Annotated in this window: 12 protein-coding genes, 1 pseudogene and 1 CRISPR repeat array; of the genes and pseudogenes, 1 reads left to right on the forward strand and 12 read right to left on the reverse strand. The window is 66.6% G+C overall.

The window, feature by feature from the left end; translation table 11 throughout:
• Positions 1-1,273 precede the first annotated feature (1,273 nt).
• Positions 1,274-2,518: a tyrosine-type recombinase/integrase gene (locus J8N05_RS14805; protein WP_247706281.1), complete on the reverse strand. Its 1,245-nt coding sequence runs from the start codon at positions 2,516-2,518 to the stop codon at positions 1,274-1,276.
• Between the two features lie 190 nt (positions 2,519-2,708).
• Here J8N05_RS14805 and J8N05_RS14810 point away from each other — a divergent pair, with 190 nt between their 5' ends.
• A complete protein-coding gene (locus tag J8N05_RS14810) occupies positions 2,709-2,975 on the forward strand; it encodes a helix-turn-helix domain-containing protein (RefSeq protein WP_210883147.1) in 267 nt (88 codons plus the stop codon).
• Between the two features lie 87 nt (positions 2,976-3,062).
• On the opposite strand, the gene J8N05_RS14815 is transcribed toward J8N05_RS14810, so the two are convergent.
• From J8N05_RS14815 to J8N05_RS14865, 11 genes and pseudogenes are all read right to left on the reverse strand, one after another.
• Complete coding sequence (locus J8N05_RS14815) at positions 3,063-5,759, reverse strand: HD domain-containing protein (protein WP_210883148.1); 2,697 nt, start codon at positions 5,757-5,759, stop codon at positions 3,063-3,065.
• Between the two features lie 9 nt (positions 5,760-5,768).
• Positions 5,769-6,251, reverse strand: coding sequence for a hypothetical protein (locus J8N05_RS14820; protein ID WP_210883149.1), 483 nt, complete (start codon positions 6,249-6,251; stop codon positions 5,769-5,771).
• Between the two features lie 1,592 nt (positions 6,252-7,843).
• Positions 7,844-9,031: direct repeats of the CRISPR family, unit length 29 nt; unit sequence CTGCTCCCCGCGCACGCGGGGATGGACCC.
• Between the two features lie 384 nt (positions 9,032-9,415).
• Positions 9,416-9,727 (reverse strand): hypothetical protein, encoded by a 312-nt coding sequence (locus J8N05_RS14825; protein ID WP_210883151.1) that lies wholly within the window; start codon positions 9,725-9,727, stop codon positions 9,416-9,418.
• A 132-nt stretch (positions 9,728-9,859) separates the two neighbouring features.
• Positions 9,860-10,036, reverse strand: coding sequence for a hypothetical protein (locus tag J8N05_RS14830; RefSeq protein WP_210883153.1), 177 nt, complete (start codon positions 10,034-10,036; stop codon positions 9,860-9,862).
• Positions 10,037-10,677: 641 nt separating this feature from the next.
• Positions 10,678-11,475 (reverse strand): ParA family protein, encoded by a 798-nt coding sequence (locus J8N05_RS14835; RefSeq protein WP_247706282.1) that lies wholly within the window; start codon positions 11,473-11,475, stop codon positions 10,678-10,680.
• Positions 11,476-11,572: 97 nt separating this feature from the next.
• Positions 11,573-12,148, reverse strand: a complete 576-nt coding sequence (locus J8N05_RS14840) for a helix-turn-helix domain-containing protein (RefSeq protein WP_210883155.1) — start codon at positions 12,146-12,148, stop codon at positions 11,573-11,575.
• Entirely contained in the window at positions 12,145-13,647 is a 1,503-nt protein-coding gene (locus J8N05_RS14845; RefSeq protein ID WP_247706283.1) for a helix-turn-helix domain-containing protein, read from the reverse strand. Before J8N05_RS14845 ends, J8N05_RS14840 begins: the two co-directional genes overlap by 4 nt.
• A 491-nt stretch (positions 13,648-14,138) precedes the next feature.
• On the reverse strand, positions 14,139-14,588 hold the full coding sequence (locus tag J8N05_RS14850) for a spore-associated protein (protein ID WP_210883157.1): 450 nt from the start codon (positions 14,586-14,588) through the stop codon (positions 14,139-14,141).
• Positions 14,589-14,757: 169 nt separating this feature from the next.
• Positions 14,758-15,462: a restriction endonuclease gene (locus J8N05_RS14855; protein WP_210883159.1), complete on the reverse strand. Its 705-nt coding sequence runs from the start codon at positions 15,460-15,462 to the stop codon at positions 14,758-14,760.
• Positions 15,463-15,652: 190 nt separating this feature from the next.
• Positions 15,653-16,291 (reverse strand): annotated as a pseudogene (locus J8N05_RS14860) (polysaccharide deacetylase family protein); the annotation flags it as partial.
• 35 nt (positions 16,292-16,326) lie between these two features.
• Positions 16,327-16,998 carry a glycoside hydrolase family 11 protein gene (locus J8N05_RS14865; RefSeq protein ID WP_210883162.1) on the reverse strand — a complete coding sequence of 224 codons (672 nt, stop codon included), beginning with the start codon at positions 16,996-16,998 and terminating at the stop codon, positions 16,327-16,329.
• Positions 16,999-17,029: the final 31 nt, after the last annotated feature.

Raw genomic sequence — 17,029 nt, forward strand, 5'->3', positions numbered from 1 at the left:
ACATCACAGATTCTGACCAAGCCTTCCAGGGGCTGCGCAGCAAAGACATCCGCCCGCACCGCGTGGCCGGCCAACTCCGCATCACAGCGGGGGAGCTGAAGTACCTGCTCTTCGGGTTGATGATGACTTCCGTCGAAGGAGGCGGCGAGCGCTCCGGCAGCGACAGAGTCGACGGTGTCCTGAAGCTTGTCCGCCGAATACGTGCACTGAATTGCAGGCCGGCGCTCCTTCGCCGCCAGAAGGCTCCGCTCGCCAATCCTGCGACGCCTCACGCGGCGAAAACGCGAGCCCTCGGGTGATCGTGCCCGGGCGAACGCAAGCCCGATCAACGCAGTAGACGGCGGCGTGCCTGTACCGCCCCCGCGTTGCCAAATCCGGCCAGCACACGTGCTGAGAAGAGCCATGGGCTGGCGCCGTCCTCTGAAGGGAGGTCGCTGGGGGCACCTCGCGGCTCTCTGCCACATGCAGTCTCGTCGGATTATCCGGTCGCCACGGTTGGTCCGCGGGCGAGGACCCGCCGCGCTGCAGACCGAGGAGGAGTACAGGGGCATGGAGGTCGGGGACACGCCCCACGCAGGGTTGTGCCTCGACCTCCCTGGCGGATTCAGCGCAGAGCAATCCAGACCGTGAGACCAGAAGCCAGTACTGTGCTCACGGTCCGAATGAGCGCGACGGGAAAATGCTGGATCACCAGGTGCAGCCCGCCAACGCGGACATCCATGGCAGGTGGTGCGGACTGTTTCTTGGACATGGGCAGGTGCCCTTTCGCGGACGGGTCGAGGGTCCGGCCAAACCGTAGGCACAGATCACGCGATGGAGTCACGTAAGTGCTGCACCCGGGCTGTGGCTGCTCCGTAAGTCGCCTTACGGAGCAGACGGCGAACTCGTGGCGGCGGCCATCCGTCGGGGGCGAGGCAGATGTCGCGAGTGTCTGAGGCGAAGGAATATCGGTCACACACTGCGTCACCCCGAGCTGTCGTCCTGCCTACAGATTGCCTACCAGCCGATAACGCAGCGTCATGCCCGCGAAGGAGACTCGGGGGTTAACCCCATGTCCCCAGGGACGAGCCCTAGGGGAGGCAGTCCTGCCTGGGGATGACAACACGCGTAGACCGAACACGGAGTGGCCAGGTTCGCGCACTTCAGAGCAAGGGCTTGCCGCAAATGACGGCCGTATCCCGCCCCTCACATCCCACCATTCACATGCAAGATCCAACGGTCGGACATCTACCGGACGCGAGCGCAAAGGGCTTGGCCGGCCAGCTCTGCCAGTTCAGGCGAAAACGGAGCTGAACGCGGTGACTGTGACTTCCTCAGCGGCGACGGGAGGATGAGCGTAGGTGTCCCACGTCTCGGAGAACTCGGCGTGCCGGGAGAGAGCCTGCACGGTTTTCGGATCGTGCCTGCCACAGGCGCCGAGCGTGGTCGTGTAGAAGTGCTTCAAGTCCTGGAAGCGAGTGTCCGGGGGGAGTCCGGCTACCTCCAGGGCCTTCTTCCACTGACTGTGGAAGTCGCTGTTCAGGACGGGCCTGCCGAACCGGTTCGTCACCAGAAGGTCCTCGTCGGGCGGTTCGGTACATGCGCGTGCGGGGTGAGGCCGAACTGCGCCATGCGTCACTGGCTCTGGTCCGGTGAACTGCAGGACGTGGCGGTCCATTCGCTCCATGAGGAAGTGGTCCACTGGCAGAGTGGCGCGGCTGGCCTTGGTCTTGAGGGCAACGGCTTTGCCGTGCTGTCTCTGTTCCTGGATATGGAGCCGGCCCTCGTCCCGGTTGATGTGGCCGTGTCGCAGTCCGAGGGTTTCGCCCTGGCGCAGGCCCGCGCATGCGGCGAGCCAGATGAAGATTTCGTAGCGCGGCGCCACCAGCCGCATGGCTGCTGCGACTGCCGTGACTTGTGCCGGTGTGAGAGGGGCCCTGACGCGTGGAGTGATCTCGGGCAGGTCGATGCGCGCCACAATGTTGCGGGGGAGAGGAACGTCCTCGTCCAGCATGTAATGCACGAGGATTCGCCACGTCTTGAAGATCTGTACCACCGTGTACGCGGACCCGAGACTCGGCCGAGCGAGAAGGAAATCCACCAACGCTGCGGAATCCCGGCGACACAATGTCGCCGCGAGGCGCTGACCGGCGAACGGCAGGATGTGATTCCGCAGGTGACTGTCGTAGGTATTTGTCGTGTTGTCATTCTTGCTGCGCGTATGTCTTCGTTCAATAAACCGTCGGGCAAAAAAAGCAACCGGCAGATTCATCGGACCGGACTCCGGTGACGGATATTTCTCGGCGATCCTACGGGCGCAGTCCAAATGGTCCCGGCATTCCTCCCAGGAGGCGAACGAGTAACGGCGCGGCACGCCCGCGGAGTCCGTGTAGCGGGCTTGCCACTGGCGACCGCGGCCATGATCCGCAGACGGGTACGAAGGGCGCCGCTTCGTCCCGCAGTTGCACGGCGTTTCTCCGCGCTCCGGTTTCGGGTAGCTCTTGTGCCAGCGATCGAACGGCATGCTCAGGCCATCCATAGCGCTCAACTCCGCCTACTCGGGACCCCTCGGTGGCGCACGCCTGCATCTCCTGCGGCACTCGGAGGCGCCGTAGGGACGGATGATGGGGCGCCGCTCCGTTCCTGACTCGCGGATGCTGTCCGCTACTTTAAGTAGTTATGCACAGCTGTTCATGGTGTGCCTGAATGGGTGACGGTCGAGTCACCATGTGCCTCAACCCAAAACTCCGCCGGATCCCCGACTCCTCGCCATTGGTCTGCAAATCCGACGAATCCGAGAGGAGCTTGGCTACAGCCTGGAACATCTTGCAGACCGAAGCGGACTGAGCTTTCGCGGTCTCATCTACATCGAGCACGGCAAACGTAATCCCAGCGTGCTGACCCTTCTTGACATTGCGAAGGGACTTGCCGTGGAGCCGGGTCAACTCCTCAGTTCCGTGGGAGAAGATGAGAACGGCAAGCCCGAGACTCCGTGATGGGACACCGGAGTTCCTGCGGCGTGAAATTGGTTCTCGAACAACGGTGGCCGCACCGACAGTCGCACCGCTGCCCGTCGGCCATGCTTACTGTTGTCGTTCAGGGAGGGGGCGGGTCAGGAGGTAGCCCGAGACGGGGCCCAGATCCTCGTGCTCCAGGAAACGGGCGTCTGACCAGTCGCGTTGCTGGATGGGGGCGAGTAAGGACTCGATTGTGCACGACCACGCTTGGCATAGCGCTCGCAGGAAGAGTCCGTACAGGTCCCCCGACCAACGCCACCACTGCTTCTGCCAGGTGAGCGTGCGGTCATTGCGGGCCGACTCATAAGCGGGGTCGCGCGCCGCGACGTCTGGGAAGACGTCGGCCAAGGGCGGGGCAAGTACCGAGGTGAAGATGGCGAGCCAGTTGTCGGGCAGCCTGACTGTTTGCCCGGACACGAAGATGTAAGCCACTGGGGGGCGGCTCCGCAGGGCCAGAGGCGTACCGGCGGCCAAAAAGATCTCGGTTTTGCTTGCGGCCCAGTCGGCTATATCGTCTGGCGTCAGTACACCCTCTGATGTGAGGGCGAAGGCGATGTCGCCGGGGAGTTCATTGAACGCCTTCGTGAAGGTGTAGGCCAATTCAAGTTGCACCGGATCCCCGAACTCTCCGTTCTCACGCAGTCGCTGTTCCTGCCGTCGCATCCAGAGCCGGACCTGATCCTGGTCTGCGACGAGTTGCGCCTTGTCCCGGGAGGCGCGACTGGGTTGGCCGGCGAGATAGCCGGAGAAGGACACCGACGTGTCGGCGAGCAGGCCGTTCACTGTGACAGTGCCCTTGAAGGTGCGCCGTGTCGTGTGACGCAGGCTGTTCCAGAGCGTGGCGAGCCCGATCCGTTGTCCTTTGTCGTCCAGCAACTCGGTGGCTTGGCTGGTGAAGTCATCTCGTACCTGAAGACGCTGCTTTTCCTCCCCGGTGCGCCGGCTGACGGCTGAGGGCGGATAGAGACGGTCGAAGACTTCCTCCGGTGACCCCGCGGCCAGCGAGAACGGAGCGAGGATATCCGGGTCGTTGGAGCCGGGCTCCCAGGTGTGGATGGGCACTGAGTTCTCCAGGGCCAACCGACGGACGAGCTGGGTGAGCAGGTCATCGTCGGTCTTGTAGAGCAAACCCAGTACGTCGTTGGGACTCCTCTTGAGCGTGACACGGACAGTTGTCCCCTCCGGGACCCAGTCGTGCGAGGGCAGCGGTGTCAGGAGGGGGCGATGGGAGGGGCCCTCGAAGGAGAGGCGTCGGGCGTCCTGCGTGGAGGAGTCATAGCGGCGGGTGATCAGCTCGATGCGGTCACCTAGCAGGAAGACGGAGAAGAAGCCGATGCCGAACCGGCCGCTGGGCTGGAAACCGCCGTCGGCCAGCCCGGGGAGCTTATTGCGGATGTCGGCGGAGCTCCAACCGCTCCTGCCGAAGTCGAGGAGACCATGGATGAGGGTCTCCTCATCCATGCCCACGCCGTTATCGCGTATCTCGAAGCACCAAACGCCGTCAGCTTCGGTGAGTTTGACCTCAATGCGTCCGTCAGCGAAGCCGGGTTGCAAGGCGCGCCGGGCCTGGACCGCGTCCTGGGCGTTCTGCAGCAGTTCCCGGACGCCGACCTCGGGTTCGTCTCCGTACAGCTGTTCGCCACCCAGCCCCTTGACCAGTGCGGGAATGTCCGAGACCTTGATCGTCGCGTCGATGGGACGCCAGCCCTGTACGCGGAAGAGTTCGGCGAAGCGCTCGGGGGAGTCCACTCCGGCGACCGCACGAGCCGCGAATCGGTCCCGGCCGAGGTCGTGCAGGAGGGAGTCGACCGACCTCAATTCCCGGTCGACGCCGCGGAGATATTCGAGGGCCAGCCACCAAGAGGCGGCATCTCGCGGGGTAAACGGGCGCAACGAGGTGTACCGGACGCGGTCGCCCTCGCGACGTGGGCGACTGACGTGCTCCTGGAAGCGCCAGTGCTCGCGTGCCGTGCCCTGGGGATCACGTATGGAAAACAACAGAGTGGGAGCCCGGCGGCTGTCGACTTGGGTTGCGTCGGCCAGCCGGAGGACGCAGGCCAGCTTGAGTGGCTCGATGGTCCATTCACTTGGCTGCCAGGGCAACGAGCCAATTGTGTGGCGGAACTCGCCTGGCAGCCGGCTTACAGGCCACCAGTGACTGGCGGCGAGGTCGCCGATCAGGGGGCCATACACCTCGCGGAGTTGGACCTCTCCGATGAGGTGGATCTCGTTGCCGGTGCTGGAGGGCCAGGGCTGGTCCACCAGCCGCCGGGCCTGCTCCGCATGCGTTTGACGGATCGCGACTGCCCGGCACGCCTCGGCTATTTCCGCAGGCGGCGCGTCCAACTCGTGCTGCTCGGGCCAGCAGCCCCTCCGGTCGTAGTAGGCCACCGACACCAGATCGTGCCAGCGCTTGTCGCCCAGAGTCTCTTGCACGCTCGTCCCGTACGCTGCGGCTCCCATCGCCGCGTCGTGCAGGACAAAGGCGCAGGCCAGCACGTACGCCTCGGCGGGGTTGAGCGTCACCTCGCCCCCGCACACGAGATCGGCCGTTTCCCACAGGGCATCGACATGACTGATGTCGTGCACAGTGAAGTCGGGCATGCTGTGCTCGTTCTCCTTGAGGAGAACCGCGGCCATACGGCGCAGCTCGACATACGACGTACGGAGCCGTTCGCGCTGTTCGGCGTGGATGTCCCCGTCAGGACGTGCGGAGAGAGTTTCGCGCCACAGGGACGTGCTGGTGTAGCTGTGCTCGGGCACCGTGAACAGTCACCTCATAGCCGGCAGAAGGAGAAATGCGGCGAGCACCCACATGGCGATCACCGAGACGATGATGAAGAGCAGCACATAGGTCTCGTACCAGCGCAGGAAGTTGCCCGGACGCGGACGCTTACGGAATCCGGGACCGACCACCTCGTCGGTGATATCGCACTCCTCATTGCGGAAATCGAGCCAGGCCAGGGCTCCCACCAGGATGAGCGTGCTGGTGAAGGCGGCAACCACCGTGGCGAGGATCAGTAACCCGATGACCCCGCCTCGTGCGGTGGAGGCCGGCACGTCCCAGTTCCGGTAGCCGACGAAGAGAGCCAGTGCCGCACTGACAAGTGCCGTGGCCAGCGTTTGGTAGAGCGCCAAGAAGCGGTGCGCATTCTCGTTGACCGCGTTGATCTGCTGAAGGATGTACCGGTATCTTTCCAGCGCGAACTCGCGACGGACCGCGTCGGTCTCCGGCCCCGCTTCCCCCGATGCCATCCCGCCCCCGCCTGTGTGACCCCTCGTCAGAATAGATAACTTGCGTCTGCTTGGCATCCTGTGTGGCAGAGCTGACGAGGACCATGGCGGAGAGGCCACGAGATCCACGCCGGCGGCCGCAGACGCGAAGAGGCTCGGCAACGAGCCTGTAGCCGCCGGAGCAGCTCCCCTTGCGGCCTGGAATCGCGGCTTGAGACCGGCCGTTCTCCGGGCAAGCCGAGCGGCGACGCACTCGCAGCCGATACCATCCTCTGCCTGAATGCCCACACCCCTGCTGGTTGCCGTCTGCCGAGATGCCCTCCAGCTGGCTTGGCTCCGAAGTTTCGGTCGCAGCCAAACGAATGGTACGGACAGTGGAGCTGCTACAGGATCCTGGCGAACCGGCGGGCGAGAGTGCTTCTGTGGGGGCGGGGAACAGTTGCCGAGGACCAGAGGGATGGATCCATCCCCTGCATGCATGGGAACAGGACCGGCGGAACTTCTTGCGGGTCCGGTGAGCAGGTCTACTTCGACTGCCTCGGCAAACCGATCGGGGTTTCATCCCCGCAGGCGCGGGGAGTACGTGCAACTGACGCCCTGCCTGGGGCCATCCCCGCGCTATCGGGGAATGCGCGCATTCTCGAAATATCATCGAGTTATGGGAATCTGCATGGAGTCATGTTTTTCCTCTGTGTAAGCGGCCAATGGGTTAATCGCCCTCGTCCGGCCGGACGGTTAAGGACTGCCCCGACGCCCCCTCCACTTGCGAGTCCGGAATGCGCGGTAGGCGACGATGCCCCTGGAAGGTAGAGTCGGCTAGCCATGGCGGCGAATGCTGTACCTGTGCTCGCACGAACAGCCGTCAATGCCCAACAATCAGGTGTCTGGCCGGCAGGGAGCCTCTGTGTTTGATCGGCAAGGAAGTGAGTGCGTTCGGTGCTTTCCATGAATCAGATGATTACCTATAACTAACGCCCTGCCTGTTGAATATTTCAAATTGTTAGTCAATTGATTGCTTAGTCGGTAAATCTGAAAAATTCCGACCGAAGTGACACCTGTCGAGATAGATCACGGATGCTGCGGACGGCTCACCACTACATGGGCTGGGGTAGCCCTTGACCCGTGTCCCCGCGCTCGCGTTCTGGCGGGGCTATGCCCGCATGCGCCAAGAGCAGCCTGCGGGGGGCCGCCAGGCACCACATGAGCCGGGGTCCATCCCTGCGTGCATGGGGGGCGGAGTCTGAAGCGGGGTCGGCTCGCGCCCGAGGCGGGTCCATCCCCGTATTCGCGGGGAGTAGGGCGGTCTTGGCGGCGATGGGTTCGGTAGGGAGGGTGCATCCCCGCCCGCGTGGGGATCCGTCATCCCTGATGCATGCAGGCAAAGCGCAGGCCGCAACCGGCATATGAGGAAAAAGAATTGACCGAAGAGGCCATTCCTGCGCAATCGGCGTGGCCGCACACGACAAGCCGTATCATCCGCCGATGGCTCTGCCGCCGGCAGGGCTCGCTGCACCCTGCGACCTGAGTGAGCCTCCGTTATGTTCTTTTTGCCGGAATCGATGAAACTGCTCGGAAACCGAGCTGAACGACGTTAAAGTACCAGGTCACGCAGTCTGCTCCCCGCGCACGCGGGGATGGACCCAACTGGTCGGCGACGGCTTCATCGAGCAGGTGCTGCTCCCCGCGCACGCGGGGATGGACCCGCTGAACGCGTTGTTGCGTGAGCGTGCCGCTACTGCTCCCCGCGCACGCGGGGATGGACCCCCATGACCCAGCCCACACGACAGGCCGTCCTCCTGCTCCCCGCGCACGCGGGGATGGACCCCCGGAGATCCGAGCGCAGCTCCGGGCCCGGCGCTGCTCCCCGCGCACGCGGGGATGGACCCTACCGTGATGCATGTGCGAGTTACTGTGCAACCTGCTCCCCGCGCACGCGGGGATGGACCCTCGGCGTAGTCGTTCGTGCCGCCGTCGCGGTGCTGCTCCCCGCGCACGCGGGGATGGACCCGAGGTGCGCGGCTTTCTCGCGGCGCACACCGCCTGCTCCCCGCGCACGCGGGGATGGACCCGACAACACCGTCGACACCAGCCTGTGGCCCAACTGCTCCCCGCGCACGCGGGGATGGACCCTGCGCCCGGTACAGGCGGGCGTCTCGTACGACCTGCTCCCCGCGCACGCGGGGATGGACCCCACCGCCCATGAGTAACGCCCCCGCCCCCTACCTGCTCCCCGCGCACGCGGGGATGGACCCGCGACCGACACCGTCGACCCCGACGGGGCGGTCTGCTCCCCGCGCACGCGGGGATGGACCCCAGGGCGACGACGCCGTCACCCGCGGCGTGTGCTGCTCCCCGCGCACGCGGGGATGGACCCACCTGCGTGCGCCTGGTCACCACCCGCAACAACTGCTCCCCGCGCACGCGGGGATGGACCCATCGCCGCCGACGCGCTGGAGTCCGCGGAGTCCTGCTCCCCACGCACGCGGGGATGGACCCGCCTCGTCGACATCGGCGACCAGTTCGGCCGACTGCTCCCCGCGCACGCGGGGATGGACCCTTGCTCAGGGACGGCTTCAACGCGGCCAGGCGCTGCTCTCCGCGCATGCGGGGATGGACCCACCGACGAGGTCCTGAGCCGGGTGCCGGCGGACTGCTCCCTGCGCACGCAGGGATGGACCCGCGTCACCGCCCCGGCCGACCGCCGCCTTCAGCTGCTCCCCGCGCACGCGGGGATCGACCCAAGGCAGGCGGCGTGCAGACGAGCACCCTTAACTGCTCCCCGCACATGCAGAGATGCACCCGTGCCTGGGAAGTCGCGTACGAGCACCTCGCCTTGCCCCCCGCACATGTGGTGGCTGCGCCGTGCCTGCTCCTGGCGTACCGCCTACGCCCTCTGATCCCCTCGGCCGGACCTCGCCGAAGAACTGACGACCTGGGGAGTCCCTCCTCGCCTACACGATTCAGCCGCCTACTTCCAAGTGCGGGGTTCCATCACCTCTCGGCCCCTCGCGCCAAGTCGATGACCTCTGTGTATCTACTCACAAGCCCATGATGATCGTGCACCGACAGTAGAAGGCCGAAAAGACAATCACGCTCTGACAACAGGTCCTAGGAGCGAGAAGTGCTTCGGCGCCGACCGGGATGCGCTACTCCTGGAGGATCGGACCCTTGTGACAGTTGCTTGGTCATGGTGCCGTTGTTTCTGGTTGCGTGAGGTGGGGCGGGTAGCCCTTGGCCCGAAGGTAGGTGTCGAGGGCGAGGGCGACGATGTCGCCGTGGGGGATGCCGGAGTCGGCGTTGTAGCGGCGGATGCGTCGTTGGAGTTGCAGTGCGTCGGGTACGGCGTAGTTGAGTTGGCCTCGGTTGATGTGACGGCCGGTGAGGATCTCGTGCGTGTCTGGGTGGGGATCATTTGGGTATTCCGGGTGACTGTTTTGGGATTCCAGTAGGTCGGCGAGGTCGCGTAGTTGGCGGGAGTGGTGCGAGAGGTCGGGCATGGGATGCTCCGGTTCGGCCCACTAGTGGAATAGTGAGCCGCCTATTGGCCTAGTGGACTATTGGAATAGTCGGGCGACGGGTGGCCGTGAACGTGTGGTGTGTTCGCGGCCACCCGGGCGCCGCGTGGCGGGTCAGAACCCGCGGGTGGTGAGCCACTCGTCCAGGGCGACGGAGACGATGTCGCCGATGGGCAGGTGGTCGAGTTCGTTGTCCAGGGCGAAGCGTTTGATCCGCTTCTTCAGCTTCAACGCTGCGGGGACCGAGGAGTCCAGGCTCTCGCGGGTGATGATGCGCTGGTTGAGGACCACGGCGGCCTCGGGGATGTTTGTGGGTCGGCCGGGCCCGTGGGCCCAGGGTGTTCCCTCGCTTGCTGCTGGTTGTGCTCGCGCGTCCTGCTCATACGACAGGCCTCGAACGTCGTCCCGCACAGGAAACGTTGTGCTGGCCGCCGGGGGAAGCGCTGCTGAATGGACCGCGATCTCGGCAGCTTGTGCCGCCGCTGGGTCCGTCCGGGTGTGGTGGGACGCTCTGTTCCGCGGAGCGTGGTCGGCAGTCTGCGCTTGCTCCTGGCCCGCAACCGGAAGTCCGCCCGAACTCAGCCGTGCTTGCGAACTGCTGATGGCAGTGGCCGCCGGCTCGCGGGATACGGAGTTGTGCTCCGCGGCATGCGTGGGCGGCTGTGCGGCCGGTGTTGCGGAGGAGTGTCGTTCTGTAGACGCTGTGGTGGTGTGGCCTTCGGCTTGCGGGTTGTCAGAGATTGCGGAGGCCGAGGGGCGCACCTGTGACGTGTTGACCTGCGCGTCGTCTGCTGTTTGAGCGGCGGCTTGTTCCGCGGCGAACTGCTCGGGGGTGAGTTCGGCGGCCGGCGGGGGTGGAGACGGAGCCGTCTTCTTTGCCGTGGTGCCCAGGGCACGCCCTTTGGAGCGGGGCGGGGGCTTCATCCTGTCGGTCATGCTGCGTTGAGCTCCTTCATGAGTGCGGTGTACTCGCTGAGGTCGGTGGGGATTTCGCCGAAGGCCTCCATGTAGTGGACCCAGGCGTGGATGACGGTGTCGGCGAGCGGGAACGGTTCGTCGCGGTCCGGGCCGATGCCTTCGCCCTTCTCGGGCTGGAGCAGCTTGTCCTTGGCGGTGCGGGGGAGGCTGGTGCGGTCGTCGGCTTTGACCATCACGACGTGGGCGGTGATGTCGCGGGTGTTGCGGGCTGCGGCGCGCTCGGCTTCGTCGAAGGTGGCGACGAGTTTGCGGCGTTCGATCTTGGTGGGGGCGACCGGCACGATCAGCCGGTTCGCCTCGGTGACGGCCTCGTGGAACAGCTTGGCGCTGCCGCCGCCGACGTCGATGACGATCGCTGCGAACTCGGCGCGCTTGTCGCGGATGTATTCGGCGATGTCATCGAACGGGTAGCGCTCGATGACCAGGTTGCTGGGGATCTCGAAGCCGGCGGACGCCGCGACTTTGAACCAGTCGTAGGCGGACTGGCTGGTCGCGTCCGCGTCGAGCAGCAGGGTGGGCAGGCCCAGCACGATGGCGTAGTAGAGGGCGATGAACCAGGCGGAGGTGGTCTTGCCGGTGCCGCCCTTGAGCATGCCGATGACGATGACGAAGGCGTCCCAGACATCGGCCGTGGTTTTGGCCAGGGTCTTGTGACGGGTGAGTTCATTCACGTGCGTGATCTCCTGAAATGGAAGAGGCGATGCATTGCGGTGCGGGTCGACGCCGTCGACGCGTGGCGGCTTGCGCGACATGGAGGTGCGCGTGCCGTACGCCTGTAGCCGGGTTGGTGCGCGCGTGCGCTGGTGTCCTGGCCAGCGCTGGCGGCGACAGCGGCGGAACTCGGGCTGCTCATGAGCGCCGCCTGCGGTGGGGAGTCGGGCCGTGTCGGTGCGGGGGCCGCATCCGGGTCTTGGCCAGGCGCAGGAGCCGGTAGACCGTGGTGACGGAGTAATGGCACTCCTCGGCCAGTTCCGGCACGGAAGCCCCGGCCTCGTACTTCACCCGCAGGGACACGGCGAGCTTCTTGCGGGCTGGAGCGTCCGCAGCCGAGCGCATCCGCAGCGTCTGCTGTGTGGTGCGCGGGGTGCCGCCAGCCTCGATCAGCAGACAGCGTGCGGCACGTCGTGTTCCGGCTCCGGCTGCGGCCAGGTCGGTGAGGGTTGCGCCGTGCTTGTCGTAGAGGGTGCGCAGCCGGGTAGCCAGATTCCGCCGGGCCTGTGGGTCCTCACGCAGGCGGCGGGTCTGCCACGAGGTGCGCATCACCGTCCGGGCTTGCCGCAGGCGGTTGAGGACCGTGCCGTAGGAGAGGCCGCTCGTGGCGACGAGGTCGGCGACCGTGGCCCCGGCTTCGTACTGCTTCCGCAGCGCTTGAGGAGTGGGCTCGTCTTCCTGGGCAGCGGCAGGTGGTTGGGGTTGTGGGTTCATGCGGCGGACTCCCATTCGCTGAGGGCTTGGGCATGGGCTGCTGCCAGCTCGTCGTAACTGCGCTGGTCGGCTGGGGTGATGAGGATGAGGCGCCCGTCGGTGGCCACCCGCCAGTCCGCGGCGGGGCGTCCGGTCGTCGGGTCGAGGACGGAACCGTCGGGGGAGCACCAATGGGCCGGGATCTCGTCAGCCCGCGGTGCCGGGACCAGGACCGTGCGGCCGTCGCGCACGATCACCACGGCTCTGCTGCAGTGCTCCGTGAGCCGTTCCAGCGCCTGGCGATAGACCGCGCGTTCAGCCATGTGTAGGGCTTTGCGCTGGGCAGCCGTGCCCGCGGTGCCGTAAGCGTGGGCGAGGGCGTCCCAGCCCTGCGCGGGGAGCCCTTTTGGCCTCGGTTCTGATGCGTCAGGGGGCAGCCCAATGCCTTGCAGGGCCTGCGGTGTCAGAGCCCACGTCTGACCGTCCTGTCGGACCAGGCCGTGTAGGGCGAGGCGTCGCAGAGTGCGATAGGCAGTGGCACGGGAAACTGAGGATGAGCCGACCAGCTCTTCGACAGTCTGTCCGGAATACAGGTGCAGGGCGCCGATGATCATCAGTGCGGAGCTGCCGAGGCCGTGAAGGGTGAAGGCGTCGTGGCCCATCAGACGGCCGATGACGGTGGAGTCGATGTCGGCCGCCGCACCTGTCTCAGGGGTGGGCCACTCCTCAAGTGCCAGGTCGGGGGGGAACTGAGTGGTCCGGACACGAGACGTCGAAGAGGACATGCCGTAGGCGCGGTTGTCGAAGTCGAGGTACCAGGTCGAGCCTTCGCGGCCGTGGCCGACCCGCAGCCGGCGTAGCCATCCCCGCGGCTTGAGGACCAGTTCGTAGACGGCCCGCAGGGTCGTGCGGGAGATCCCGGCTTCCTCCGCGGTCTGCCGCTCGCTGGCATGGTGCAGGGGACCGCCCGCGATCTCGGCGAAGTTCAGATGCGCCCGCAGCACCCGCAGCGCGGTCCGCCCCCGCGTGCCGCGCCAGGGCGTCGTCTCGATGCGGTCGCGCAGCGCGGCGAGGACCTCGTACGCGTGGTGACGGGACTCGACCCTGGTGCTGTCGTGGACGGCGGCCGAAGCGCTGGCCCACACCCGGCGGAGGTAGTCCAGGGCGCGCGGCTGTCCGGAGCGCAGTGCGAGGTGGCGCGCGTGCCGCCCGCCCTCGTGCTCGGGGTGCAACAGCAGCCGTGTCAGCTCGTCGACGGTTCCGCCGGCACGCGCCACATGACAGGCGATCGCCGCGGTGATCCGATGCCCGTGCTCCGCCGCACCCTGACGGTCGCTGCGCAGGGCCAGGGTCCGGCCGTCGGAGCCGGTTCTGCTGTAGCTGCCGGCTGCGTAGCGGCCGGTGAGATCTCCGAGCAGGATCAGGTCAGCGGCGGAGCGGGGCAGTCGGTGAAGGCCCAGCCATTCCTGCGGGTGGGGAAGTCGTCGGTGTAGGTCTGTCCGGTGGGTGGTGTGTGGCACAGTGGAGTCGTCTCGCAAAGACGAGGACGCCACCTGCGCCTGCGAAAACCGCAGGTGATGTCCGGGACCGACCTCCAATCGGTGCCAGAGAAGCCTCCAGGATTGCCTTCCTGGAGGCTTCTGTATGCCTGGCTCCGACCCTGGAGGCAGGCGTCCCCACCGCAGCTCGACCGAAAGCGATTCCCGAGGGCTGCCCGAGAAAAGCAGCGCCTGCTCAACACCGCCCGACCTGCACCAACTCGGTTCTTGTCAGGGGCGATTGCCTCTGACGGGCTCCGAGTGGCTCCGGTCGAATCGGGGTCGAATCAGAGCGGTTTTCTCTGACTGCCTTCGAATGTCTCTGCAACCCGACCTAGCAGGTCACAACCGATCCAGCCCGCGAAAGCGCAGGCCAGAAAGGTGCGTCAGAAAAACCCGGCGTACAGCCCGACTCGTCTGCCCGCAGCGCCCTCCCCGGGCGCCCGGGAACGGCGGGGCAGCGGGCCGGCGGGTCAGCGGGTCGACGTGACCCGGTTTTCCTTCAGGGTGCCGCAGTTCGAGCCCGTGATCTGTACGAATACGTTGTTGATGCTGCCGCCCCAGTCGATGCAGTGGCCCTTGCCGTACACGTACGCCGGGCCCGCGTACGACGTGTACGCGCCGTCGTCGCCGGCGCCTTCCTGGGTTTCGGGGACGTAGACGTACGCGGACATGTTCACCGCGGTGCCCGGGTTGTTGCGGATGGTCGCCACACAGTTCTGGCCGTTCGCGGCGTTGTACGTCAGATAGACGGTGCCCTGGGTGCCGATGGCCGCCGAATTCACGGTCTTGTAGGAGCTTCCGCAGACCTTCTGCGGTGTGGTGTTGGGCGCGGCCGAGGCGGGCGCCGCCAGCGCGGTCGTGGTCCCCACCGCCAGGGCGGCGAACGCGGCAGCGGTCAGGACGGAACGGTTGAATCTCATGCTTCCCCCTTGTGGTCCATGAAATGTGGTTCATGAACTGTTGTGCGAGTTCTGTTGTACGAGTTCTGTGGTGCGTGGGATTCAGTGTCCGTGCCTGTGTTGACGTGCCGCAAAGCTTTCAATGATGGTCGAATAGTCCGGGTGCGGGGAGGACCGAACAGTGGCTCGGTCATTTGCCGTACGCCTGCCGCCAGCGCGCCCGGTGGCGGAAGTCTCCCTGGCCCCGACCGTTCACGCCCCATAAGGAGGCGAGCGGGACTCCGTTGTTCCAGAGCCCCAGGTGGTCCCGGTGCACGGCGAGGATTCCGTGCTCGACCGCGAACTCCTCGGAAGGGCGGCTGAATCGCGTGGTCGCCACGAAGACGGCCAGATCTGCGCGGAAGTGCACCTTGGCGCCCAGCAGATCGCGCAGTTCGCGGCTCGCGATCGTGCTGCTCGGTGTGTACCGCTTGCACTGGATCACCATGGTCCGGCCGTCCGGGAGCCGCCCGAGGACATCGGCGCCGTTGTCGTGCGAACCGCCCACCCGGCGGACCTCCGTACACCCGTCGCGGCGGCACAGACCGGCGACCAGTTCCTCGAACTCCGTGCCGGTCATGGCGTCCACCTCCGCGAGGGTCCGGCGGCCGGCCTCCACCTCGTCGTTCCGACGCCAGCGGCGGTCCTGCGCGCGCACGATCCGGTCCGTGCGCCACAGCCACCAGCCCACCGTCGCGATGCAGACGAAGAGCACGGCCGCCATGACGTACGGCCACACGGTCGACCAGGACAATGCGAGGAGGCCCAGCAGTACCACGCCGCCGATCACGGCCGCCTTCACCCGTGTACGTACCCGTGCACGTGTCTGTGCTTTCTGCCGCTTGCGAGCAGTCATCCCCGTACCCTCCTGACGTTCCGCCGTCCTGCCGTCCAGCCGTTCTGCCGTTCCGTTGGGCAGTCTGGGCAGTGCGTCGGTGGGCCGGAAGAGCGCGAGTCGGCCATGGTCCGAGCGTCCTTCGCGCCTCACTCGCCGGTGACGGCCGACGCCGGGCCGGTCGTCACCGACGAGCTCCGGCGGTGGGTCAGGGAGCCACCGCCTGACCGGTCTGCGGGGAGATCCGGCCGGCGCACAGGCCCCGGGCGGTCAGGCTCTGGGCGATGCGCGGGATCGCGGCGAGCGTGTTGGCCGGCCAGTCGTGCATGAGGATGACCTGGCCGTTGCCGAGCCGTCCGACGGCCTGCACGATCGCGTCCGTGCTCGCGTTGTTCCAGTCCTGCGAGTCCACGTTCCAGATGATCTCGGTCAGCCCGTACTTGGCCTCGACCGCCCGGACCGTCGCGTTGGTCTCGCCGTACGGCGGCCGGAACAGTTTCGGCGTACCGCCGCCCGCGGCCGCGATCGCCTGCCGGGTCCGCGAGATCTCCGAGTCGATCTGCGCCTGGCCGAGCTGGGTCAGATGCGGGTGGGTGTAGCTGTGGTTGCCGACCCACATGCCCGCGCCGACCTGGGCCTGCACCCGGGACGGGTTGGCTGCGGCGTAGTTGCCCTGGTTGAACATCGTGGCCCGCAGCCCGTTCTGTGTGAGCGCGCCGAGCAGGGCCGGTGTGCTGCCGGACGGGCCGTCGTCGAAGGTCAGCCCGACGTATCCGTTGCAGGCGGCGGCGTGCACCGGAGCGGCGCCGACGGTGAGCGTGCCCGCCGCCGTCAGCGCGACCGCGGCCACCGCCGTCGTCCAGGGGCGCGGCCGGGCGCCGGTGCTCACGCCGCCACCGTGATGCTGGAGCTGCCGCTGCTCTGGTAACCCTCGGTCGCGAGGATCATGTAGTACTTGAAGGTGCCGAGGGGCATCCCGGCCCGTGCCCAGGCGTCGAAGTGGTTGCCGCTGGTGATGCTGCCGCCGGTCCTCTTCGACTGCCGGACGCTCCAGTACTGGTTGAAGGTCTTGGTGCCCTCGACGGACGGGGCGTTGTACCGCGTCGTCTGGTAGATGTCGTACGTCCCGCCGTCGCTGGTGACCGTGCCCTTGTACGTGCCCGTGGGCCGGTACGTGCCCCAGTTGTCGACGATGTAGTACTCGACCAGCGGGCTCGCCGTCCAGCCGTAGAGCGTCAGGTAGGCGTTGCCGGACGGGCTGAAGGAGCCCGAGTAGGTCACCGTCCTGCGGCTGCCGTTGCTCCAGCCCTTGCCGGCGACGAAGTTCCCGGTGTTCCTCCAGGTGGTGCCGTAACTGCCGCCGGAGCCCAGGTTCATGGAGACCGTGCCCTGCGCGTCCGTCCAGAACGAGTAGTAGTACCCGTTGTTCGTGCCGGTCTGGTTCGTGGTGACGACCGTGTCGGCGTGGGCCGTGCCGGGCAGCGTGAGCGCGGTCGCGGCGCCCAGCAGCAGGGCGCAGGCCTGCCTGCGGTTCGGCTGTGCGGGGGTGAGGTTCATGTGCGGGTTCCCTCCGTCTTCCACGGGGCGG

The sequence above is a fragment of the Streptomyces liliiviolaceus genome, assembly GCF_018070025.1.
Classification (GTDB): domain Bacteria; phylum Actinomycetota; class Actinomycetes; order Streptomycetales; family Streptomycetaceae; genus Streptomyces; species Streptomyces liliiviolaceus.